This is a genomic window from Candidatus Bathyarchaeia archaeon (assembly GCA_038882715.1).
Taxonomy (GTDB): Archaea; Thermoproteota; Bathyarchaeia; order Bathyarchaeales; family DTEX01; genus DTEX01.
Genome location: JAVZNR010000015.1, coordinates 1 through 21,985 on the forward strand (window position 1 = coordinate 1; position 21,985 = coordinate 21,985).

Annotated in this window: 21 protein-coding genes and 2 tRNA genes; 12 read left to right on the forward strand and 11 right to left on the reverse strand. The window is 45.8% G+C overall.

Features of this window, described 5'->3' with window-relative positions; all coding sequences use genetic code 11:
• Together QXR61_07970 and QXR61_07975 are read right to left on the reverse strand one after the other, a co-directional pair.
• A partial coding sequence (locus tag QXR61_07970; protein MEM3757883.1) for a hypothetical protein occupies positions 1–757 on the reverse strand: 757 nt, incomplete at its 3' end.
• 157 nt (positions 758–914) lie between these two features.
• Positions 915–1,026 (reverse strand) — tRNA-Leu (locus QXR61_07975).
• Positions 1,027–1,156: 130 nt separating this feature from the next.
• Here QXR61_07975 and aroF point away from each other — a divergent pair.
• Positions 1,157–2,188, forward strand: a complete 1,032-nt coding sequence (gene aroF, locus QXR61_07980; GenBank protein ID MEM3757884.1) for a 3-deoxy-7-phosphoheptulonate synthase — start codon at positions 1,157–1,159, stop codon at positions 2,186–2,188.
• 144 nt (positions 2,189–2,332) lie between these two features.
• Entirely contained in the window at positions 2,333–3,445 is a 1,113-nt protein-coding gene (gene aroB / locus QXR61_07985; GenBank protein MEM3757885.1) for a 3-dehydroquinate synthase, read from the forward strand.
• A gap of 12 nt (positions 3,446–3,457) precedes the next feature.
• Here aroB and QXR61_07990 read toward each other — a convergent pair whose 3' ends face one another.
• The gene (locus tag QXR61_07990) at positions 3,458–4,660 is read right to left on the reverse strand and encodes an MFS transporter (GenBank protein ID MEM3757886.1); all 1,203 of its coding nucleotides are present in this window, start codon (positions 4,658–4,660) and stop codon (positions 3,458–3,460) included.
• A gap of 187 nt (positions 4,661–4,847) precedes the next feature.
• On the opposite strand from QXR61_07990, the gene QXR61_07995 reads away from it, so the two are divergent.
• Positions 4,848–5,993 (forward strand): alanine--glyoxylate aminotransferase family protein, encoded by a 1,146-nt coding sequence (locus QXR61_07995; protein ID MEM3757887.1) that lies wholly within the window; start codon positions 4,848–4,850, stop codon positions 5,991–5,993.
• Between the two features lie 150 nt (positions 5,994–6,143).
• Here the strand turns inward: QXR61_07995 and QXR61_08000 are convergent, their stop codons facing one another.
• Both QXR61_08000 and QXR61_08005 read right to left on the reverse strand, forming a co-directional pair.
• A complete protein-coding gene (locus QXR61_08000; protein ID MEM3757888.1) occupies positions 6,144–6,683 on the reverse strand; it encodes an NOB1 family endonuclease in 540 nt (179 codons plus the stop codon).
• Positions 6,659–7,525, reverse strand: coding sequence for an NAD(+)/NADH kinase (locus QXR61_08005; protein ID MEM3757889.1), 867 nt, complete (start codon positions 7,523–7,525; stop codon positions 6,659–6,661). Before QXR61_08005 ends, QXR61_08000 begins: the two co-directional genes overlap by 25 nt.
• A gap of 71 nt (positions 7,526–7,596) precedes the next feature.
• On the opposite strand from QXR61_08005, the gene QXR61_08010 reads away from it, so the two are divergent.
• A complete protein-coding gene (locus tag QXR61_08010) occupies positions 7,597–7,995 on the forward strand; it encodes a translation initiation factor IF-5A (protein MEM3757890.1) in 399 nt (132 codons plus the stop codon).
• Here the strand turns inward: QXR61_08010 and ltaE are convergent.
• Positions 7,992–9,065: a low-specificity L-threonine aldolase gene (gene ltaE / locus QXR61_08015; protein ID MEM3757891.1), complete on the reverse strand. Its 1,074-nt coding sequence runs from the start codon at positions 9,063–9,065 to the stop codon at positions 7,992–7,994. The two genes, QXR61_08010 and ltaE, sit on opposite strands and share 4 nt — an antisense overlap.
• Positions 9,066–9,165: 100 nt before the next feature.
• On the opposite strand from ltaE, the gene QXR61_08020 reads away from it, so the two are divergent.
• Positions 9,166–10,479: a signal recognition particle protein Srp54 gene (locus QXR61_08020; protein ID MEM3757892.1), complete on the forward strand. Its 1,314-nt coding sequence runs from the start codon at positions 9,166–9,168 to the stop codon at positions 10,477–10,479.
• Between the two features lie 50 nt (positions 10,480–10,529).
• The gene (locus QXR61_08025) at positions 10,530–10,871 is read left to right on the forward strand and encodes a cupin domain-containing protein (protein MEM3757893.1); all 342 of its coding nucleotides are present in this window, start codon (positions 10,530–10,532) and stop codon (positions 10,869–10,871) included.
• Positions 10,872–10,887: 16 nt separating this feature from the next.
• Here QXR61_08025 and QXR61_08030 read toward each other — a convergent pair whose 3' ends face one another.
• A complete protein-coding gene (locus tag QXR61_08030; GenBank protein ID MEM3757894.1) occupies positions 10,888–11,916 on the reverse strand; it encodes an alcohol dehydrogenase catalytic domain-containing protein in 1,029 nt (342 codons plus the stop codon).
• A 167-nt stretch (positions 11,917–12,083) separates the two neighbouring features.
• Here QXR61_08030 and QXR61_08035 point away from each other — a divergent pair, with 167 nt between their 5' ends.
• Positions 12,084–13,283 (forward strand): MFS transporter, encoded by a 1,200-nt coding sequence (locus tag QXR61_08035; GenBank protein ID MEM3757895.1) that lies wholly within the window; start codon positions 12,084–12,086, stop codon positions 13,281–13,283.
• 11 nt (positions 13,284–13,294) lie between these two features.
• Here QXR61_08035 and QXR61_08040 read toward each other — a convergent pair whose 3' ends face one another.
• A complete protein-coding gene (locus QXR61_08040; protein ID MEM3757896.1) occupies positions 13,295–14,272 on the reverse strand; it encodes an ROK family protein in 978 nt (325 codons plus the stop codon).
• Positions 14,273–14,433: 161 nt separating this feature from the next.
• Between QXR61_08040 and QXR61_08045 the strand changes: the two genes are divergently transcribed.
• Entirely contained in the window at positions 14,434–17,160 is a 2,727-nt protein-coding gene (locus tag QXR61_08045) for a cation-translocating P-type ATPase (protein ID MEM3757897.1), read from the forward strand.
• Here QXR61_08045 and QXR61_08050 read toward each other — a convergent pair.
• Positions 17,157–17,867: a 16S rRNA methyltransferase gene (locus tag QXR61_08050; GenBank protein MEM3757898.1), complete on the reverse strand. Its 711-nt coding sequence runs from the start codon at positions 17,865–17,867 to the stop codon at positions 17,157–17,159. The two genes, QXR61_08045 and QXR61_08050, sit on opposite strands and share 4 nt — an antisense overlap.
• 97 nt (positions 17,868–17,964) lie before the next feature.
• Here QXR61_08050 and QXR61_08055 point away from each other — a divergent pair, with 97 nt between their 5' ends.
• Complete coding sequence (locus QXR61_08055) at positions 17,965–18,624, forward strand: HAD family hydrolase (protein ID MEM3757899.1); 660 nt, start codon at positions 17,965–17,967, stop codon at positions 18,622–18,624.
• Between the two features lie 22 nt (positions 18,625–18,646).
• Here the strand turns inward: QXR61_08055 and QXR61_08060 are convergent, their stop codons facing one another.
• On the reverse strand, positions 18,647–19,297 hold the full coding sequence (locus QXR61_08060; protein MEM3757900.1) for a proteasome subunit beta: 651 nt from the start codon (positions 19,295–19,297) through the stop codon (positions 18,647–18,649).
• A gap of 105 nt (positions 19,298–19,402) precedes the next feature.
• Between QXR61_08060 and QXR61_08065 the strand changes: the two genes are divergently transcribed.
• Both QXR61_08065 and QXR61_08070 read left to right on the forward strand, forming a co-directional pair.
• A tRNA-Ile gene (locus QXR61_08065) sits at positions 19,403–19,500 on the forward strand.
• Positions 19,501–19,732: 232 nt separating this feature from the next.
• Positions 19,733–20,449 carry a vitamin B12 dependent-methionine synthase activation domain-containing protein gene (locus QXR61_08070; GenBank protein MEM3757901.1) on the forward strand — a complete coding sequence of 239 codons (717 nt, stop codon included), beginning with the start codon at positions 19,733–19,735 and terminating at the stop codon, positions 20,447–20,449.
• 17 nt (positions 20,450–20,466) lie between these two features.
• Here QXR61_08070 and QXR61_08075 read toward each other — a convergent pair whose 3' ends face one another.
• Entirely contained in the window at positions 20,467–21,516 is a 1,050-nt protein-coding gene (locus QXR61_08075) for a uroporphyrinogen decarboxylase family protein (GenBank protein MEM3757902.1), read from the reverse strand.
• A gap of 180 nt (positions 21,517–21,696) precedes the next feature.
• Here QXR61_08075 and QXR61_08080 point away from each other — a divergent pair.
• Positions 21,697–21,985: DUF4432 family protein (locus tag QXR61_08080; GenBank protein ID MEM3757903.1), on the forward strand; the 289-nt coding region annotated here is incomplete at its 3' end.

Here is a 21,985-nt window from a genome sequence, read left to right on the forward strand (position 1 = left end):
CCCTCTCAACAGCGCCCTCAAGCTCATACTCAGAGCAGCCCAGCTTCTCCCTAAGGAACTCTAGGCTCACTATATCGCCAACCTTAAGCGCCTTTATAACCTCATCCCTAACTGCCTGGACGCGCTGAATTATCGGCGTAGACTTCTCTGCAAGGATCCTCTCAGTCCTCTCGAAGGCCTCTGATATGGCCTGCTCCCTAGGCTTAGATGGGTCGATCCAGGTGATAATGTAGCCCTCCCTAAAAGGCGTCTCGCGCCCCACACCCCTATAACCCCTAACATAGACCAGGCCCCTACGCTCAAGCCTCCTAACATTAGACATGACGTCCGGCGGCCTAATCCCCCTATCAGCGAGAAGATCCGCAACCTCACGCGCAAAGAAGGCCCTATCACGATTCTCCTCAAGAAACCTATAAATTATCTGCGCCTTACTCTCAGCCCTACCACTAGCCCGGGAGGAAGTAAACCCAACAAACCTAATACCGTTAACTATAGCTTCACCACAACCCTTAGGAGCAATAACATATAGGTAATATTTTCTGAGGTTTCTCGATACCCCAGCCCTACCCTTAAATACCCGCTCAGACTCCATGAACTGCTTCTCAGACCGTAAGACTAGGCCCCTCCTCCAAAGCCTATATAAGCAGCCCTCAACAGCCCTCAAACCCAAACCAGTAGAGGCAACAATATCCCTATAAGACCGCGGAACACCATCAGAAAGAACCCTTAAAACGGCCTCAACAGTCCGACCAACCAAACCAAACACCAACAATAAAATAGTGCGTACCGAAATATTTAAAGTGTGGGTTCAAACCGAAAAGAAAAATAGAAACCCAGGCAAAAACAAAGCAAGAATTAAGCTCACTCCTTACTCAAAAACAGCCAAAAAACAAGCCTAAAATGAGCAAAAGGATTGGTGCCGGGGGTGGGATTTGAACCCACGAGGGCCTACGCCAGAGGATCTTAAGTCCTCCCCCTTAACCTAAGGGGAGTCTCCTTATTTGGTCCTGGCTTGGGTACCCCGGCATTCATCCATTATTATATGCTTTTTCTATTAAGCTTGTTTTACATCGATTAATTTAAATTTTTGTTTGGCCAAAGAAATATTTTCGTCCGTTAAAAATCGGTTGACTGAAGAAGTTGGGGCTGATGTTATATGGCGATCGTTATGAAGCCTGGCGCTAGTGATGAAGACATAAGGCGTGTAATTAAGTTTGTTGAAGAGAATTATGGTTTGAGGGTTGATGTTTCAAGAGGGGAATTTCAAACTCTGCTGGGCTTGATAGGTGATGAGGACAAGGTGGATTTTGATAGGTTGGCTCTGCTGCCCGGCGTCGAGAAAGCCTATAGGATTACTTCACCATACAGGTTGGTCTCCAGATCCTTCTTTCCAGAAGACAGGGTTATAGAGGTTAAGGGCGTTAAAATCGGCGGGAAGAATAAGCCGATCTTCATTGCTGGGCCATGCGCCATCGAGAGCAAAGAGCAGATTTTCAGAATCGCTAAAGAGGTTAGGGAAGCCGGAGCAGACATCCTGCGTGGCGGGGCATTTAAGCCTAGAACATCGGTCCATTCCTTCCAGGGTTTAGGTGAGGAAGGCTTAGAATATTTGGCTAGGGCTGGCGAGGAATTTGGTATGCCAACGATATCTGAGGTTAGAAGCGAGAAGCATGTTGAGCTGGTCGTGAAATATGTGGACATACTGCAAATAGGGGCGAGAAACATGTATAACCAAGACTTAATCGAGGAGGCTGCGAAGCAGAAGAAGCCGATTCTAATAAAGAGGAGCTTTGGGGCAAGCATTGAAGAGTTTCTTTCCTTCGCTGAACGCGCCGCGGCTCAGGGAAACAAGGATATAATTCTCTGTGAAAGAGGCATCATCCCGGTTGGTAGAGGGCGACAGTTTACGCGCTACAGCTTAGATTTAAGCGCCATACCGGTGATAAAAGGGGAAAGCTATCTGCCTATAATAGTTGACCCAAGCCACGGCACTGGGCGCAGAGACCTAATCTATCCAATGAGCAAAGCAGCTATAGCCGCTGGCGCACACGGGTTGATGATAGAGGTTCACTATAACCCTAATGAAGCCCTGTCAGATGGGCCTCAAATGATAACTCCCCCAGAACTTAAAAAGATAATCGATGTATGCAAGAAGATTCACATGTTGAACTCTATGGAAGATTACTAAGCATATCTATTTATTATCTTTTCAGCATAAACATTAAGCACAAAGCGCATTTAGCTGTCCGTTTCAACGCTGTTGCATTGAAAATACTTATTAACTCAACGTGTTTATGGAGAATAGGTAGGGCGCTTTGAGACGTGAAGGCGGATGATAAGGGTTCTACGATTAAATTTAAGCAGAGTTGTTGACGAGTCATATGATATTCTCGTGGGCTTTGGCCTATTTGACAATATACCAGCCGACTTAAAAGCCAATCCTATAGGAAATAAGTATGCGATAATAACTGACTCAGCATTAAAAGATGTTTATGGCGAGAGGCTTTTAGAAAAATTTAGCGAGGAAAACATTGACGCTTGCCTAATAGATTTTCCAGCTGGTGAAGAATCTAAAAATATTTACACGGTTACCCATCTTGTCAAAAAGCTGCTTGAATATAGGATCGATAGGAGATCAGCGATCATTACTTTAGGGGGAGGGGTTGTTGGAGATGTCGGCGGCTTCACGGCATCAATCTACATGCGCGGCATCCCATACATTCAGGTTCCAACGACATTGCTGGCGCAGGTTGACAGCAGTATAGGCGGCAAGACGGCTGTTGACACGGAGGAAGGCAAGAATCTTATAGGTTCATTTCATCAACCTAAAAGAGTCTACATTGATCCGTCGCTACTGAAAACTCTTCCGAAAAGAGAGTATGTCAGCGGCCTCGCAGAGGTTGTTAAGTACGGCGTGATCCGGGATCGAGATTTATTCGAGTACCTGGAACATAATGTCGAGAAAATAAGGAATCTTGATGAGGAAGCCCTACTTCACATAATAAGTAGGTCGTGCATGATAAAGAAGGAGATTGTTGAGGAGGATCCTTTAGAGGAGAATAAAAGATCTATTCTGAATTACGGGCATACTCCGGCGCATGCTATTGAGAGGCTCAGCGGCTATAAGTGTTCGCACGGTGAAGCCGTTTCGGTTGGCATGAGGATATCCGGCTGGATTGCTGTTAAAAAAGGTTTTTGGACAGCTGATGAATGGGAGAGACAAAATAAGTTGCTGTTTTCGCTCGGTTTACCCCTCAAAATAGACTTCAATATAGATGATTTAATTAGAGCGCTTTATTACGACAAGAAGGTTGAAGGCGGCACCTTGATGTTTGTTCTCCCGAAGCGGATAGGCGAAATGGCTTCGATTAATGGAAGATATAAGATCCCTGTTCATGAAAATGAGGTTCGTAGGTTTTTGCTGGAGCTAAGTGAAAACTATTGAGGCTGAAGGGTTCTATCCGCTTCTCCTAATTTGAGCTGTAAGTACAATCGGGGCTAAGAATCCAAGAGTCCCCATGAGTAGAAGGGCAGGTTGAAAAGAAGAGTATTTATCCACCATGTAGCCTATAATTCCGGTCCAGAGCGAGCCGAATGCGAAGCCCACGGTGAAGAATATTCCGACGGCCAGATCCCTATCATAGCCGCTGGAAACCCTAACAAGCTGCGATTGTAGTAATGTTGGAAGCGAGAAGCTCGTAAACATTAACAGGAATAGATGTGCCGAAACCAAAATGCTGCTTGTTTTCGGACCATATGGAATCAGTAGAAGCGTTAGCGTGGATGCAAACAACGCAGATATTGATGATGTTTTAATGTATCCTATGCGCCCAGCGTAGTTGCCTAATAAAACGGGTCCGATAACCCCGCCTAGAAGCCCGATCGTGTAAACCACGCCTCTCTCATAAACATCCATGTTCAGAAAGCTGGCTAAGAAGATTGGGATATATGTTGTCAATATGCCTATGTCTATTCCGCCTGAAAGCAATGCTTGGGCGGATAGTATCGCTGTAACATCCCTCTTTCTCAATAGCGTAAGCGCGTCCCTCCTTAAACTGCTCTTTGCATCTTCTACCCTCATGCTTCTACCGTACATGTTTCTTATACCTCCAAGATACCATATCACAGTTAAACCTACGGCTAGGGCCGGTATAGAGAATATGAAGAGCGTGTTCCTCCACCCGAAAACGGCTGCTAGTAAAGTCATGATTGCCGGACCGATTATGTTTCCCATGTATGCTAAGCCGTAGTGGAAGCCCAATGCCCTTCCAAGGGTTTTCTCATCGAAGTTCTCACTGACTATCGCTGTTCCCATTGGATGTTGTGGTGCAACACCAATATTTGAGAGGAGCCTAGCGCTTAGAAAATCCAGCATCCTGCGGGATAACCCGGTTAAGAATGTTCCTAAAGCCAGTAGAATGTTGCCGAGCCCTAGAAGAACATGCCTCGCGATTCTTCTGCTGGCTAGGCTGAAAAATATTTGTGATAAGCCGCCGAGCAGAGATGAAACCGCCATAGCTATGCCAAACTCGGTATAATTTAACTTTAGGTCCGCGATTATCAGCGGCAAAAGAACCGATGAACCGACGTAAATGTGCTGCATAACGTGGGAAACCGTTGTCACTATTAAAACTCTTAGTGGAGACCTTCTTCTCATCATCAAGAGCCCTTCAACCCAAATGTTCTATTAGAATCCCAAATAAATGCTTCCCACTATTAAGCCCTTCTATCCCCTTTGACCCTTAAGGATAGCGATTACCGAGGGCTAAAAAAGCTTATATTTTCCATAACGATTATTTCCTAAGTTTTGTGATCTCACCAACCTTTAACAGGAGTTGGGGAAGCGCATGAAGGCTTACGGTGATTTGAAGCCCCCTGAAAGGCTGCTTCTGGGCGCTGGTCCGAGCAACATAGATCCTAGAGTCTTAAAGGTCTTGGCGCTCCCAATAGTTGAACACTTAGATCCATATTTCTCCGAAGTTATGAACGAGACTGTTGAGCTACTGAAATATGCGTTTAAAACTGGAAATAAGGTAACTTTCCCGATATCTGGGACTGGTTCAGCCGGCATGGAGAGCGCTATATGCAATATTGTTGAAAGAAATGATGAAGTGGTGGTCTGCATCAGCGGTTTCTTCGGCGAGAGAATGAGCGATATGGTTCAGCGTTGTGGTGGAAGAAGCATAGAGGTTAGAGCACCATTAGGGAAAATAGTGGAGAAGGAGGATGTTGAAGAGGCTTTAGCGAACTCTAACGCCAAAGCAGTTGCAATAGTTCACGCAGAAACGTCTACTGGAGTCCTTCAGCCGCTTAAAGAAATATCTAAAATTGCTCATGCATATGATGCTCTACTACTTGTTGACGCAGTAACCTCGCTGGGCGGATGCGAGCTTATGGCGGATGAATGGGGCATAGATATATGTTACAGCGCCTCACAGAAATGTTTAGGATGCCCGCCTGGACTCGCGCCCATAACTGTAAGTGAAAGAGCTATGAGCGTCATCAGAAATAGGCGTACTAGGGTCCAGAGCTGGTACTTTGACCTATCGACAATAGAGAAATATTGGATTGAAAACAATAGGATATATCATCATACGGCGCCGATACTGCTTGTTTACGCATTGAGGGAGGGGCTAAGATTACTTTATGAGGAAGGACTGGAAAATAGATGGCTGAGACACAAGGAGAATATGCGGTTGCTGGTGAACGGGATTGAAGAAATGGGCTTAACAATCTTCACAGACAAAAACTATATCTGCCCTGCAATAACAGCCATCAAGGTTCCGGAAAACGTAAGCGACGAAAATGTGAGAAGAACGCTCCGCGAGGAATACAACATAACGATAAGTGGAGGGCTAGGAGAACTTAAGGGAAAAATATGGCGCATAGGACTAATGGGAGTAAATTCTAGCAGAAAAAACGCTATACTTGCCGTCGAAGCCCTAAAAAATGCCCTGAAAAAAGAAAAATACTATAAAAATAGCCAAAAATAAGCCTTGTTTAAAAATAGAAAAATTTATTAAAGAAACTTGACATTTTTATCTTCCTAGCCAAGAGACCTAACCTGCCAACCCCCTTCTCATCTCCCCCCTTGGCAGGTTAGGTTTCTTGGCTTTCTCCTTTTTTGCCTCTACACTTAGTAGCTATGTTCTTTTCTTGACCAGTGTTTTTTTCTCAGGTTTCCTCTTGAGTTCTGTTCCACAGTTTCTGCACACCATTGTTTTTTCGTCAGGTGGATATTTTTTGCCGCATGCTGGGCAGTAGAGTAACCAATGTAGCTGATATCGTATGCCTAAGTTTGCTAGAGACATGTGTTCAAGCCCCATTTTCTCCGCGACATTTTGTATCGAGTAATCGTCTGTGGCTATTACTGTTTTTCGCCCCTTACTCTTTAACTGTAATGCTAGGGCTAAAACTGATTGATCGGCTTTGGATAGAAAACTTATGTCTCCAACTTCGCTTGAAATCATCTTGACATGCTCAACGTATTTGCTTTCAGGTTCAATGACTTTGAGTTTTCCACTATTTAGGGAGGTTTCAAAGCGTATTTTAGGCATGGATCCCTCCAACAGCTCGTCTCCAACTTCTGGAACAGAGTATACTTCTTCGCTGAGAGCCAGCGGGTCAAATCCCGCTATAAAAGCCGAGGTGTCAAGCACTATGCTTTTACGCTTTCCGGCCACGTTTCTTCCTCTCTAGGAAATAGTAGCCTATCTTTTAGGCGCCTATAAAAATCGGGTTTAAACCTTATAAACCTAGATTTATTCTCTGATATTCTCGCAGTTATTTTTGTCTCGCTGTCACCTATGTTCTTCTGATAGTCTCCGTCGATAACTATCTTAGCGGCTCTCGGCTTAAGAACCTCAACAGTTATGCTTGAATTTGGGGGGAAGACTATTGGGCGAATAAGGTTCACCGGGCAGACTGGGGTTAAAACAAGCGCGTTGACCTCAGGGTCAATGATAGGGCCACCGCTGGAGAAAGAATATGCTGTGGAGCCAACCTGCGAGGCGATTATAACCCCGTCAGCCCTACACTCTGCAACTTCCACATTATCTCTCCATATCTTGACATGAAGTATTTTTGCAAGGTGCCTCAACGTTATAAAGATCTCGTTTAAAGCGTCGGGAAGCCTATTTTCACCGACGAAGCAGGCGATTTTACTGCAGGATTCAATATGATATGCGCCCCTCAAGTATTGATCCACGGCTTCTAAAGCTTTTTCGGGAGAAACCTCTGTGAGGAAGCCTCTAGCGCCCATATCTATTGCGAGTATAGGGGGCTCAGGTTTAGGTAAACGAAGACACGTTTTAAGGATTGTTCCGTCACCCCCTATGGTAACCACCAGATCCACGCTCATCTCTTCCAGAGGCCTCGCATATCTATGCTTACCGCTCCTCTCAGCCAACCCTGATTCGAAAAACACTTTAAAACCGTTTGATTCAAAGGTCTCCGATATCTTTAGCGCTAGGGCAAGGGCTTCCGCGCGGTCTAAACGTGCGACAATGCCGACTGTTCCATTCAAGTTCTCACCGCACGAAACATAAAATATTTAGGAGAAAAAATTATTAAACATTAAGAGAGTGGTGGAAGAATATGAGCAGACCTGTTGATGTTGGAGACTTAAAGGAAGGCCAATATGTTATTATTGACGAAGAACCATGCCACATAGTTGAGATAACCAAGTCCAAGCCTGGAAAGCATGGCTCAGCTAAGGCTAGAGTTGTGGGGCTTGGCGTATTCGATGGTGTTAAGAGGAGCTTTGTGAAGCCGGTGGACGCTAAGGTTGATGTTCCAATAATTGAGAAGAGGAGTGGGCAGGTGATAGCTGTCCTATCGAATAGTGTTCAACTTATGGATCTGGAGACGTACGAGGTTTTTGAGACACCTATACCGCAGGAAGAAGACATTAGATCTAAGATAGCTAATGGCGTTGAAGTCGAATACTGGCAGATAATGGGGAGAAAAAAGATAATGCGCGTTAAGGGAAGCTAAGAGTTAACCTGATCCCTCAAATATTTTGTTACATCCTCGATTATGGATAAGGCTTTTTCAATATGCTCCTTCACAATCCCATAATGCGTTACCATTCTAACTATTGTTTTGCTGTGATACGATGCTAGGAGACCATGCTTTTTGAGTTCGGCAATAAACGTGTTTGCGTCAACCCCTAAACCGCTGACGTCAACCAATACAATGTTTGTTTGAACCCTCCTTAAATCCACATATAACCCATCAATCTTCGCTATCCCCTCGGCTAAAATTCTAGCATTCACGTGGTCTTCCTCCAATCTATCTATCATTTTTTCAAGGGCGATTATGCCGGGGGCAGCAATGATTCCAGCTTGCCGCATTCCGCCTCCAAGAATCTTTCTAGTCTTCCTAGCCCTTTCAATAAAATCGCTGTCTCCGACAACTAGCGAGCCGACGGGGCAGCTAAGCCCCTTAGAAAGACAGAACATCAGGTTGTCCACGTGCCTAGTAAATTCTCTAACATCGACCTTTAAGGCGACCGCGGCGTTAAATATCCTAGCCCCATCCATGTATAGCTTTAAACCATGTTCCTTTGTGACTTTACTTAAAGCCTCGATCTGCTGTGGTGTAATAATTGTGCCACCAGCCCTATTATGCGTGTTCTCGATGCAGACGAGCGTTGTCTCAGGGAAATGTATATTCTTTGGCTTTATGGCCGCTTCAACATCCTTAGGGTCTAGGGCGCCCATATAGCCCTTCATTGGCCAAGGCAGTAGTCCAGCTATTGCCGATACACCGCCAACCTCATACCAATATATATGTGACTCAGCCTCTAGGATCACGCAGTCGCCTCTCCTAGTATTACTCATAAGGGATACTAGGTTAGCCATCGTTCCGCTTGGAACAAGCAGGGCGGCCTCTTTACCCATCTTCTTGGCAGCCATCTCCTCAAGCCTGTTAACCGTTGGATCCTCCCTATAGCCGTCATCGCCTAGCTCAGCGTTTCTTATGGCTTCAAGCATCTCTTCGGTTGGCAAGGTGACTGTATCGCTTCTCAAATCAATGGTACTGCTTCTCTTAGCAGTAGCCATACGCTTTTACCTCAAACTAAAGTTTGAAGTAGAGGATAGATTTATCCGTAACGATAAACTCCTAATATAACATAAATTAGCTCCAAGCGGAGAATGAGGTTTGGTCTTAGAGAAGCTTGGCTCATCACTATATGAGTCACTTAAGAAGCTCTTTGGGGCTTCAACTGTAGACGAGAACGTTGTTAAAGAACTTATACGCGATTTACAGCGCGCCCTTCTGCAGGCAGACGTAAACGTTAGACTTGTTCTCGATTTATCGAAAAGGATAGAGGATCGATCCTTAAAGGAGAAAATCCCCTCGGGAATACCGAGAAAAGAGCACGTCATCAAAGTTGTCTATGAGGAGATTGTTCGTTTACTTGGCGAAAAAGCGGTTCCGCTCAACGTTACCCCGGGGAAGAGAAGCGTCCTCATGCTCGTGGGAATACAGGGGTCTGGAAAGACGACGACAGCCGCTAAGCTAGCAAGATACCTCCAGAAAAAGGGTTTAAAGGTTGCACTTGTATGCGCGGATACCTTCAGGGCCGGAGCGCTAGCGCAGCTAAGTCAGCTGGCCGCGCAAATAAACGTCTCGGTTTACGGCGATGAAAAAGAGAGGAACCCCGTTAAGGTGGCGTTAGATGGCTTAAAGAAGTTTGAAAACTATGATGTCGTAATTGTCGATACTGCTGGAAGACACAAAGACGAGAAGAGCCTAGTAGAAGAGATGAAAATGCTTCAAGAGGCTATAAAACCAGATGAGGTAATATTGGTTATTGATGGAACAATCGGGCAGCAGGCAGCTGTCCAAGCTAAAGCCTTTCATGAAGCAACCTCTCTCGGATCAATAATAGTTACGAAGCTGGACGGCTCAGCGAGGGGCGGTGGAGCTCTCTCCGCTGTCGCAGCCACAGGGGTGCCAATAAAATTCATAGGGACAGGGGAGAAGATCGACGATCTAGAGGTTTTCGACCCCCCGCGCTTCGTTGGAAGGCTACTTGGAATGGGCGACCTACAGAGTCTCGTTGAGAAGGTTAAAGAGGCTGAAGCGAGAGTCCCCGAGAAGAGGGTTAAAGCAATATTGAGCGGCAAGTTCACTCTTCTAGACATGTATGAGCAATTTGAGGCTATAAGGAGCATGGGCCCCTTCAGCCGGGTTCTTAAAATGATACCGGGTTTAGGTTACGAAGTTCCAGATGATCTAATTAGCGTAGCTGAAGATCGCTTGGAGAAGTGGCGTGTGATCATTCAGTCGATGACCCCTGAGGAGAGGGAGAACCCGCAGATAATAAACGCTTCGAGGATAAGGCGTATAGCGAGGGGTTCGGGGACGAGCGAAAAGGATGTTAAGGATCTGCTTAAACAGTATATGCTTATGCGTAAGATGATGAAGACTCTTCGGAGAAAGAGATTACCGTTCTTCATGAGAAGATAGATAACTAAACTTTTTAAGACTAAAGATTAATCTTTATCATGTGATGGGGAATGTGGGTTATAATAGAGTCAGATAAGGTGCCCTTCACACCGTACCCAAAAGGCGTCTCAAACATTAAGCGGATCATCGAGCAGAAAAATGTGGGAAGCAAGCGGTTCACAGGGTTCGGGCTGCTTGAGATACCGCCGAACGGAATTTTTCCGCCGCATACTCACCCAGATCGCGAGGAAATATATTATGTAATCTCTGGAAATGGAACAATAATTGTCGGAGATAAGGAGATTCAGGCTAAACCAGGCTTAACGCTATATGTTTCAGGCGAGGATCCTCACGGCTTAAAGAATGATGGGGCGGAGCCTTTCATAGTCTTATTCGTTCACGCGTTGATTTAGGAAGAGTTAAAATTGCTTAGATTTCTAAGACTACCCTCATACATTCCTTGCTCAAAATGACCTTCAGGGCTTCATTAAACTGTTCCAGAGGAAACTTATGCGTTATCATCTCTTTAACTTTGATTCGACCCGACTTTATTAGATTGAAAGCCGCGTAATAATCGTAGGGAGCGCAACCCCAGCTCCCAAGTATCGTTACATCATCCCTTAAAATGATCTTTGGATCAACATCGAGGTTCGGCTGAGGAACATCTCTGAAATCCCCGAAGACGCATACTTTTCCACCCCATCTCACAGCCTTTAAGCCTTCTTGAACAGCGCTGCTTGAGGCGACGGCGACCACGACTAAGTCTGCACCGCGTCCCTCGGTCAGCTCCCTCACGGTCTCTTCAATATTAACTTTCTTGGCGTTAAACGCGTAATCTACGCCGACCTTCTCAGCTATCTTGACCCGAAAATCATGATGATCGCTGACGATCACTTGCGTAGCCCCATAGGCTTTAGCCACCTGAGCGTTCAATAAGCCTAGGGGGCCTCCTCCTATAACTAAAACCGTATCTCCCGGTAAAACACGGCTTTTCGAGATGGCTCTTACGGCGCATGCCGTCGGCTCGATCATTGTGGCTTCCTCAAAACTCATCTTCTCCGGTATTTTGACAACGGTCTTCTCAACCAGTTCGGATGAAACACGTATATATTCAGCGAAGCCGCCTGGGTCAACATTTGTGCGCCGGTACTGTTCGCATAAAGGTTCTTGCGCATGCATACAGTAGTAGCATGCTCCGCATGGGGCGTGATGGAGAACAGCGACCCTATCGCCGACATTAAACCTCTTGACTTCAGAGCCTACCTCCGCAACCTCTCCAGAGATCTCGTGCCCTAAGACGGATCTAGGTTTGGCCCGACGGTATTCAGCCCTGTAGAGATCCGTTGAACATATGCCGCATGCTTTAACGCGCACGAGGATCTCCTTTAATCCTATCTTAGGGGTTGCGATATCCTCAAGCCTAAAATCTCCAACATCATAATAAACTATGGCCCTCAAATCCCATCCCAAAAATTAATTAAAAATTCATAAAGATAAGATTTTTACCATTCGTTCAGCCATCTGAACGGAATAGTTCAGAGAGCCGTGCTGCCCTTTAGTAAAATCTTATATGTTATTGGCGCGTCTAAATCTTAAAAAGCTCTCTTCCTAATGAAGGCTGACATATGGTTTCAATCAGTAAGAAGGCTCCTGCTGAAAAGGGGCTTTTCAGGAATGTTATAGCGCTAGGTTTAGTCAGCCTCTTCACCGACGTATCAAGCGAAATGGTCTTCAGCCTTCTCCCGACGTTTATACTCGATCTTCCGGGCTCAAGCGCCGCGGCGCTCGGCTTAATTGAAGGGTTGGCCGAAAACTTAAGCTACACGCTCAGAGCCTTGTCTGGCCTTATCTCAGATAGGCTTAGGAGGAGAAAGATTATTGTCGCGATTGGTTATGCGCTCTCAAATGTCGCTAAGCCTTTCTTCGCTGCTGCGCAATCGGTTTTGGATGCTTTGGTGATAAGGGTCTCCGATAGGGTTGGGAAAGCTATTAGGACAGCGCCGCGTGACGCGCTGCTAGGCGACTCTGTCCCTGAGGAGAAAAGGGGTATGGCTTTCGGCATACATAGAACCCTAGACCAGAGTGGGGCCATAATTGGGCCTCTGCTGGCGTCAATAATTCTCCTTTTAGGCCTATCGGTTAGAATGGTCTTCCTGCTCTCATTCGTACCCGGTTCAATAGCCCTAATAATCCTAGTCTTCATGGTTCAGGAAAGGTTTGGTAAGGTTTCAGAAAAATTTAGGATGATGAATAACCTTAGAGAGGTCTTTAGAGGAAGGTTTATCCTACTGCTGCTAATAGTTGGAGTCTTCTCTCTAGGCGCCTTCAACTTCTCATTTATACTGCTCAACGCTAGGGAATCAGGGGTTTCTGACGAGTTGATCCCAATGGTCTATCTAATCATTAACCTGACACATACGCTGATCGCTATACCATCCGGAATACTCTCAGATAAAGTAGGACGCGAGAGGGTTCTCGCAGTAGGCTACGGAACATTCCTCATAACATGCCTACTTATCTATTGGCTGCCCAAAAATCAGCTTCACGCATTTATGATAGCCTTATTCTTCGGGCTATACATGGGGATACTTGAGACTGTTCAAAGGGCCCTAATTCCAAAATACGCTGAGAGAAGCGACCTAATGGGGACAGCTTACGGCATATACTATCTGGTGGTCGGCTCAGCGTTTTTAGCGGCTAATTCCCTCGTAGGATTATTGTGGCAGTTAGGAGGCTCCGCTATGGCGGCAAAATATAGCATTACACTCTCAGCTACAGCGATTATAGGTATGGTTCTCTTCGCATCCCCGGCTAAGCGGCGATAGCGTAGGCGGCTTTAACCTTCCCAAGGGAAAACTGATGCTATAGCGCCGTAGAGCACAGCGTCTTCACCTAATGGTGTAAGTGTGATTTCCGGCACCCTGTTCCTCGCATGCTTATCTACGTGGCGTTTAACTGGGTTTATGACCAAATCGGGGTTGTTTAGTGTTACTGATCCACCGACGGTTATTAATGACGGGTCGTAGGCGTCGATAACGCATGCGAAGCCTATGGCGTTCAGAGCACCGATTCTCTCGACGATCCTTTTTGCCGCCCCATCTCCGGATTTAGCGTAATCATATATGGTTTTAGCGGTTAAGTTCGCATAGCCTTCTCTGCGGATATCTTCTATTAGTTGGCTGCCCTCAATCTTCATGAGCCCCTCCTCCTCTATAATCAGCCTAGAGTAGTTCGGTATCCCGTTACCGGAGCAGTAGGCTTCCCAATGCCCCCTCCTACCGCAGCCGCATAAGAGCCGACCCTCAAAATCTATTGTGAAGTGCCCGATTTCATGGGCGTTTCCGTCCTTACCTATCAATAGGTGTCCGTCAACGTATACTCCGCCACCTATACCGGTGCTGATCGTCACGTAAACGAGGTTGTCATGGCTCTTACCTAAACCGAAATACTTCTCGCCCATAACGGCTGCAACACAATCATTAAGCAGTCTTGTCGGTAAACCGAACTCATCCTCTATAGGCTTAACAAGCGGGACGAAATCAAAAGGCAGGTTTGTAGGCTTCATTAAGCCGCCCCTCTTAATGTCTAAGGGGCCAGCGGAACCTATGCCTATGCCCTCAATATCCTTTAAGCTAACTTTTTCAGCCGTAATGGCACGGATCATTTTAATTATCTGTTCGCTTATGCCCTCAGCCCCCCTACCCTTCTCCGTCTTCTCAACGATTTTCCCCAGTATTCGTCCATCGCTGTCTCCCAGCGCAACCCTAACGTTTGTTCCGCCCAGATCCACCCCTATAGCTATCCTTCTAACCATGAGCTATTCCACCTCAAACAAATTTAAGCCGCTCATAGTTAAAAATAGGCAAGCCCACTGAAAAATAATACTGCGCGATTAAGCCTTAAGGCTTAGAAAAATTAATATCTTCCAGATAACATTTTTGTGAATCTCAGCTTAAGCAAGAGAGGAGATCCCGCTTGAACAAAGCGTGGCACGCTATGAGCGAAGAGGAAGCCTTAGAAGCCCTGAAAACCTCACGTAACGGTCTTAGCGTTGAAGAAGCCAAGAAGAGGCTGCTGGAATATGGTCCAAACAAGCTTATTTCTAAGGGCGGCGTAAGCCCCATAAAGATATTTCTAAACCAGTTTAGGGATATTTTCGTTTTAATGCTGATCGCGGCCGTTATAATATCTATCGTTATGGCCTTTGCCAAGCCAGAGCCTCCAACAACAGAAGACTACGCTGACGCTCTGACAATAGGGGCCATAGTGATATTAAACGCCATTGTAGGCTTCGTTCAAGAGTACAGGTCTGAAAAGGCCATTGAAGCGATGCGCAAACTAACGGCCCCTAAGGCTACGGTAATACGCGATGGCCACAGCGTAGTAATATCGGCTGAAGAGGTTGTTCCGGGAGATATACTGGTGCTTGAAACAGGTGACCGCGTAGCCGCCGACGCGAGGTTAATCGAAGCTGTTGAGTTGAAAACTAATGAGGCTGTTCTAACCGGTGAGTCAACCCCTGTCGAAAAGCACCTCGGCGCCCTTCCGGAAAGCGCCCCGGTGGGCGACAGGCGAAACATGGTTTTCATGGCTACCCACGTGATTTATGGACGTGGAAAAGCCGTTGTCACATCAACCGGCATGAAAACCGAGTTTGGAAAGATCGCTGAGCTGGTTCAGGAGATGGAGGAGGAAGAAACCCCGCTTAAAATTAAGCTCGAGAAGTTTGCTAAGAAAATCGCCATAATAGTCGTCGTAATTTGTATAATAGTGTTCGCGCTGGAAGCCATTGACATATATTTCCATGGAAGGGGAAACCTAATGGACGCGTTCTTCACGGCTGTTGCTCTAGCTGTCTCAGCGGTGCCGGAGGGGTTGCCCGCCATCGTAACCGTATGTTTAGCTCTGGGCGCTAGGGAGCTCGCTAAGCGTAACGCAATAATTAGAAGGCTCTCATCGGCTGAGACCTTAGGATCGGTGACAGTTATATGCTCAGATAAAACTGGAACTTTAACTAAAGGCGAGATGACCGTTCGAAGAATATATGTTGATGGAGAGATCATCGAGGTTACCGGAGTTGGCTATGAGCCCAAAGGCGAATTTCTACGGGGAAATGAAAAAACGGATATTAAAGATCATCCGAGTTTAAGTCTGCTTTTAACAGGAGCATCCCTATGCACAAACGCCCAGTACGATGGTAAGAGCGTTATGGGGGACTCAACCGAGGGGGCCTTGATTGTTGCGGCAGCTAAAGCTGGATTATGGAAGGAGGATCTGGAGAAAATTTATCCACGCGTTTACGAGGTTCCGTTTACCTCTGAGAGAAAGAGGATGACTACGATCCATAAGTCTAACAATGGGAATATAGTGGCGTTCATGAAGGGTGCTCCGGAAGTAGTCTTACAACGTTGTACACATGTGCTGAAGAACGGAAAGCCGAAAAGGCTTAGCGAGAAAGATAAAAGTGATATTCTCTCCGTTAATGAGAAGATGGCAAGCGAGGCTCTAAGGGTTCTAGGGGTTGCGTATAGAGAGCTCACTGAAATGGATGTTGAACAATTAAAGGATAATAAAAATCATGATGTCGTTGAGAGTAAGCTGATTTTTATTGGACTGCTTGGGATGATAGATCCGCCGCGTGAGGAGACCAAGATAGCCAACCAGATCTGCCAGAAAGCTGGAATAAAGACGGTTATGATCACAGGCGACCATAAGCTAACGGCCATAGCGATAGCGAAAGAGATCGGCATTATGCGTGAAGGCGATATAGCTTTAACTGGCGAAGAGCTTGACAGGATAAGCGATGAAGAATTCGAGAAAATAGTTGATAACGTTAAAGTCTATGCGCGGGTTTCACCTGAACACAAGATGCGGATAGTTAAAGCCCTAAAGAAGAAGGGTCATATAGTAGCTATGACTGGAGACGGAGTTAATGATGCTCCGGCGCTTAAGCAGGCGGATATAGGCATAGCTATGGGGATAACTGGCACAGACGTAACTAAGGAGGCGGCTGACATGATTTTAGCCGACGACAACTTCGCGACGATTGTAAAGGCTGTTGAGGGTGGACGCGCAATCTACGATAATATTAGAAAATTCGCCTTCTTCCTAATGAGATGCAACTTCGATGAGCTATTTCTGATAGGAACGTTCGCCCTACTAGGACTAGAGATACCATTAACAGCTGGCATGATTCTATGGATAAACTTGGTTACTGACGGTGGCCCAGCTCTAGCGTTAACGGTGGATCCTCCTGACAAGGATATTATGGAGAGACCTCCGCGAAATCCGAATGAAGGAATTTTACATGGCAGGATGCTGTCGATAATAGTCACGTTTACGCTTCAGTTCCTTTTGACTGGAGGCTTATTCTATTGGCAACGCTATATATTAGGTGAGACCCTAGAGCAGGCTAGAACTATGGCCTTCATACGAGCAACTCTCCAAGAGATATTTGTTGTATGGAACTGCAGATCAGAGAAGCGCGGAGCCTTTAGACTCAACCCTCTAACCAATAAGTTCTTAGTTTTAGCATGTTTCATTTCCGGGGTGGCTACAATCCTAGTGCCATTCTTCGGGCTATTCGGAACGATTTGGCTAGACAACCCATTCGACTGGGCGGTAACCATAATAGCATCGCTTTCAGGGCTATTCATTCTACCAGAAATATTCTATGGAAGAAGGGTTTGGCGTTGGGTTTAGGCACTAGAACATTTTTCTAAACGCGTTTTAGGCAAACTTATCGCCCTCTCGTACTCATATATTATACGTGAGACAACAGTCCAAGCTTCAAGCATTTCAGGATCAACACATACGACCTCATCCGCCAGCTCTAGAGTTGCCTTACTAAACTCGCCGTGGGGGAAGCCGCCAACAATCACCAATGGCTTCTCCTGACCCTTAAGGTTTAAGGCAACCTCTTCAAAGGTTTTGTTCTTTCCAGGTCTATCAAATATAATTGTGTAGGTTGGTTTCAGCTCATTTATGAGCGCTGGCAGGGTCTTCGCCTCAAGAGTTAATAATGGTTTGCCTCTTGGCGGAACCCTTCCATGCTCAAATAAGTCTTCAATTAACCCTATGAATCGATTAAGATTCTTTGGCAGTCTTGTCTCTGGGGAAATATGAATCACGTGGTCGCTGATCGTATGCACGTAGACCCTTAGAAGCCCTTCCTTGTTCAGCGGTGAGCCTAAAGCCTCTAGTAGGCTGAGGTGCACTATGTCGGGTCTGCCGCGCTTAATGTTATTTTCAAGATCCTTCATGGCGTAGTGATGGTGAGATCTGTCGAGAATTATTAGCCTCGGATGCTTTCCTACGCGTTTAGAGAAGTGCCTAATCACGGGGTGATCCCAGAGATCCTGAGGTATAGTTTCCAGCGCCGACTCAGCCAATATTAACGTCAGCAACACTTAATCATCCCGTTAACAATAAACACATATGGCTCTCACAAAAATATTTTTAATCTTAAGCGTCCTTTCGCGGTGATGCCGAATGGTGATAAAGGCCGTGCTCTTTGACCTGGGGGGCACGCTAATTAAAACGGCTTCTCCGCCAGAAATCATAGGAAAAATATTAGCATTGCATGGGCGAATCAAACCCATAGAGGATATAGCTCTAGCGCACGAGAAAGCCGAGAGAAGCATGGCTCCAGAAGAGTATAGCCTTTCATACTATGATTTTTGGGTTAAATGGAACCGGATAATATTAGAGGCTCTCCACATACATGATGATGCCGATTTTCTCGCCAAAGCCCTCGTCGACGAATGGTGGGATAACGCTGACATAGAGCTCTACCCGGACGCTGAGGAAACACTAGGGAAGCTTTATGAAATGGGGCTGAAAACGGGTATTGTAACCAACGCCTTTGAGAAAGATGTAGAGGAGATCCTTAAAAGGATAAAAATACCAGTTGTCTTTGATGTAACCGTTGGTATTGATGCGGTTGGGAAGCCTAAGCCAGATCCAGAGATATTCATGTTCGCTGTAAGAGCGCTTAGCATTAAACCGGAAGAAGCAATGTTTGTAGGAGACAGTTTGGAGAAAGACTATTTCGGTGCTTTAAACGCTGGCTTAAAAGCAGTACTGCTGGATCGAGAAGACAAAATTAGGGAAAAACACTTAGTGAAGATAAGAAACCTAAAAGATCTTATAGATTTAATTTACTGAGCAGGCACTTTCTTCAAGAAACTTAAGATAATATTTTGCTGATTATTTTCCTCTTCTCTTCTTCTGAAAGCTCAACGTACCCGTTCTCCATAGTTATTGTCGCTATGTTGAAGTCGTCGCCCGTAAATACGTTTCTTCTGATGGCGGCATTGATGGCTTTCACGGCAAGCGCTATGCCCTCTTCAAGCCTTATCTCATCCCTATATCCGCTCTCCAAAACTCCATACGCTACCGGCGATCCGGATCCGGTCGCGATCATATTATCCTCTATAGCGCTGCCAAATGGGTCAAGCGAATACAGGTGGTAGCCTTCATCATCGTACCCGCCTATGATTACTTGAACCTCGTAGGGGAAGAGCCTCTGCGAGAACAAGACCACCGAAGCCAAACTAGCTACAACCTTCACTGGGATCAGCCTCCTACGCTGTATCTGATACAGCGTAGCATTAGCCCTCAAAATATCGAGCAGGTTTATGGCTTCAGCCGGCACACCGGCAATAGTCATACCGACATTACGGGTCACCTGATACACTTTCTTCACTTTTTTATGAGCAACAAATCCAGGCAGAACAGTTGCCCTAGTGTCAGTAGCCATGACTACCCCGTCAATACATTTAAACGCCACAGTGGTTGTGCCCTTAAGCCTCCATTCGCCTAAACCAACGTTAAACATTCTATCAGCACCAGATGAAACAAGATGAAAACCAGATAAATAAGCTTTTATCCGAAAAAGAAAAATTCTTATTAGAAGGAACCATTAAGAATAGCTGTGAAATATGGGCCGGTAGCTCAGCTTGGTTAGAGCGTTCGGCTGATAAAGGCGTAAACAGTTCAGAAACCGAAAGGTCGAGAGTTCAAATCTCTCCCGGCCCACCAAATACATGTTGAGTAAGTATGTGAATGAGCCTGCCCTCAATCTTCAATAATATGATGTGGAATAGATTTTTATCAGTAATTTAAACAAAGTTTGAGTTAACAGCGTATTTATTGGAGTCTCCCCAATATTGGTTTGATGTTAAAGACCGTTAATTATATGAGTTTTAAATATCAATCTTTTTAAGCTGCCCCATCATTGGTATCTATAAGGGCTGTGAGAGAAGGCGTCTCTATGAAGGTGGTGGTAGACCCAATACCGGTGCAGCTAATCTTGGAAGAGTTTATGCGGACTTCAAATGCGAGGGGGCTGAGGGAAGCAGATGTGGCGCGGCTCGTAGAGGCTTGCCGCCCGTTGATTGAACCTAAAGCCGTTTACACCTTTCTTAAAGTCGTCTCCATTGATGGGGACGAGGTTTCGCTGAGCAGCGGCCACACCTTCAAAAGCATAATCTTGTCAGACATGTTGAAGATAGAGCAGACTGTTGCCCCGTATGCGGTGACAATCGGGCCTAAACTTGAGAATTACATATCAGAGAACGCTAAAGGAAGCATCCTAAAAGCCTGGATCATGGAGAGGATAGGGGACTATGCCTTGGAAAAAGCCGCTGCGCATGTTAGATCCCTTATAGAGAAGGGCTTAGGGGGCTCCGCTACCAGCTTCGGTCCCGGAACAGGGACGGGTAAACTCTTTGGCATTGAACAGCAGGAAGTACTTTTCAGAATTCTGGATCCGCCTAGAAACATAGGGGTTCACTTAACTTCTAGCTATCTTATGGTGCCGAGAAAGTCGGTTTCAGGCGTTTTAGCCGCCACAGGAAAAGGATATGTTGCTTGCCAATACTGCCCGAGAGAAAGATGTGAGAATAGAAGAAAACCGTTTGGCGGAGAATATTTTGCCTTTAAATGCAAGATTAAGGATTTAAAAAATGATGTAAAGGAGCACCATTAAGAATAATAAATATATGTTTACGGAGAACTCTGCCAGCTGTATCTTCCGTATTTCATGAATGCTCTGTACATTGCTTCTACGTTCTCCAGCGGCACATCTATATTCACTTCTCCGCGGCCTATTAGCCCCCCGCTGTTTCCGTATCCGAAGAGCTCTATAACCATTTTAACGTAGGCTTCCACATCTTTAGGAGAACCTCTTGGAAGCACATGCTGTCTATCTATGTCGCTTGATATGCAAACCTTACCTCTGACGCTATCCGCCAGCAGTTCAAGGTTATGGCACGAGAACTGTGGGTTTAAAACGTCCACCCCAATCTCTATCAAGTCGGGTATTATGTCCATAATATACCCATCGCTGTGGAAATACACGTATGCGTTATGGTCGTGAACAAGTTTAAACATAGCTCTATACCGCGGCTTGAAGAAGCTTCTCCATAAACTTGGATTTATCATAAGCCTGTCTTGAGTACCCCAGTCATCCGAGAAAGATACGGCGTCTGGCCTAGCCTCCAGCACCGTTTGGAGGGAGGAGAGACAGTATTCTAAGAGCCTATCCGCGAAGATCTCAAGCTCTTTACGGCCCTTAATTAAGTCAACCATGAGATTTCTAAAGCCTCTAAGCCATTGAAGCCTCTCGAAGAAATTTCCAGGATCGAAGCCCAGAATTACGAAGAAGCCTTTAGCCCTGAGATCATCAGCATGCCTCTTTAGTCTAACCCTATATTCCTCTAGGTCTCGCTGCGGCCGCGGGAGCTCATATCTTGAATAATCTTCAATGGTTTTGATGGGGTGGTCTACAACCTGACCGTGGATTCCATCAACCGTGGACGCCCATACTGTGCCCCAGCTATCTCTATGGACGCCAGCCTTATAGTCGGCGGGGAGCTCTTCAGGCTTTGGCACCGTGAATTCAGTAGGACCGAAGTCATGAGGATATTTCCTGAAAATCTCTATTAATCGTTCACCATACTTCATGAGAGCTCCTGGCAGAGGCGAGTGCATTAAGGGTACTCTGTCGGGCTTAGAGAGGTTGATCGCCGCTAAAACTCTTTTTCTGCTATCCATCGCGTATCCCCGGTTATGTTTGCTCTTCCCTATATTTTAAGGTGAATATTTATCCTTGTCTACCGCATACGTGCGGGCTTTTAATATTTCCCTGAAAATTGAGGCGAATAATTAAAAGTTTAAGCAGATAAAGATGAAGACTTAAAGATTAGTTTAATCTCTAGCATGGTGGTGTCCGAAATGGATATGTCTGAGAGGAAACAGCGCATTTACTCTAAGGTTTTAATGGATGTTGACAGCGGAGCCTATGTGGAGAACTGGAGTATAAGTGGCGATGAGCTTGGAATAGATGGGGGCTGGCGGATACATAAGCGCAGACTCTACGGGGGTCTATCGGATGGGGTTGACGTAATAACCGTCGATAATGGTGAGCTATCTTTTACTGTTGTGCCGACTAGGGGAATGGGCATGTGGAGAGGCGAGTTTAAAGGAGAATTTTTAGGCTGGGCTTCACCGGTGAGATACTTGG

Bases quoted from the DNA above. Each gene is read 5' to 3' on its own strand.
- aroF (MEM3757884.1), top strand. From the start codon at position 1,157: ATGGCGATCGTTATGAAGCCTGGCGCTAGTGATGAAGACATAAGGCGT.
- aroB (MEM3757885.1), top strand. From the start codon at position 2,333: ATGATAAGGGTTCTACGATTAAATTTAAGCAGAGTTGTTGACGAGTCA.
- QXR61_07990 (MEM3757886.1), bottom strand. From the start codon at position 4,660: ATGATGAGAAGAAGGTCTCCACTAAGAGTTTTAATAGTGACAACGGTT.
- QXR61_07995 (MEM3757887.1), top strand. From the start codon at position 4,848: ATGAAGGCTTACGGTGATTTGAAGCCCCCTGAAAGGCTGCTTCTGGGC.
- QXR61_08010 (MEM3757890.1), top strand. From the start codon at position 7,597: ATGAGCAGACCTGTTGATGTTGGAGACTTAAAGGAAGGCCAATATGTT.
- ltaE (MEM3757891.1), bottom strand. From the start codon at position 9,065: ATGGCTACTGCTAAGAGAAGCAGTACCATTGATTTGAGAAGCGATACA.
- QXR61_08025 (MEM3757893.1), top strand. From the start codon at position 10,530: ATGTGGGTTATAATAGAGTCAGATAAGGTGCCCTTCACACCGTACCCA.
- QXR61_08035 (MEM3757895.1), top strand. From the start codon at position 12,084: ATGGTTTCAATCAGTAAGAAGGCTCCTGCTGAAAAGGGGCTTTTCAGG.
- QXR61_08040 (MEM3757896.1), bottom strand. From the start codon at position 14,272: ATGGTTAGAAGGATAGCTATAGGGGTGGATCTGGGCGGAACAAACGTT.
- QXR61_08060 (MEM3757900.1), bottom strand. From the start codon at position 19,297: ATGTTTAACGTTGGTTTAGGCGAATGGAGGCTTAAGGGCACAACCACT.
- QXR61_08070 (MEM3757901.1), top strand. From the start codon at position 19,733: ATGAAGGTGGTGGTAGACCCAATACCGGTGCAGCTAATCTTGGAAGAG.
- QXR61_08075 (MEM3757902.1), bottom strand. From the start codon at position 21,516: ATGGATAGCAGAAAAAGAGTTTTAGCGGCGATCAACCTCTCTAAGCCC.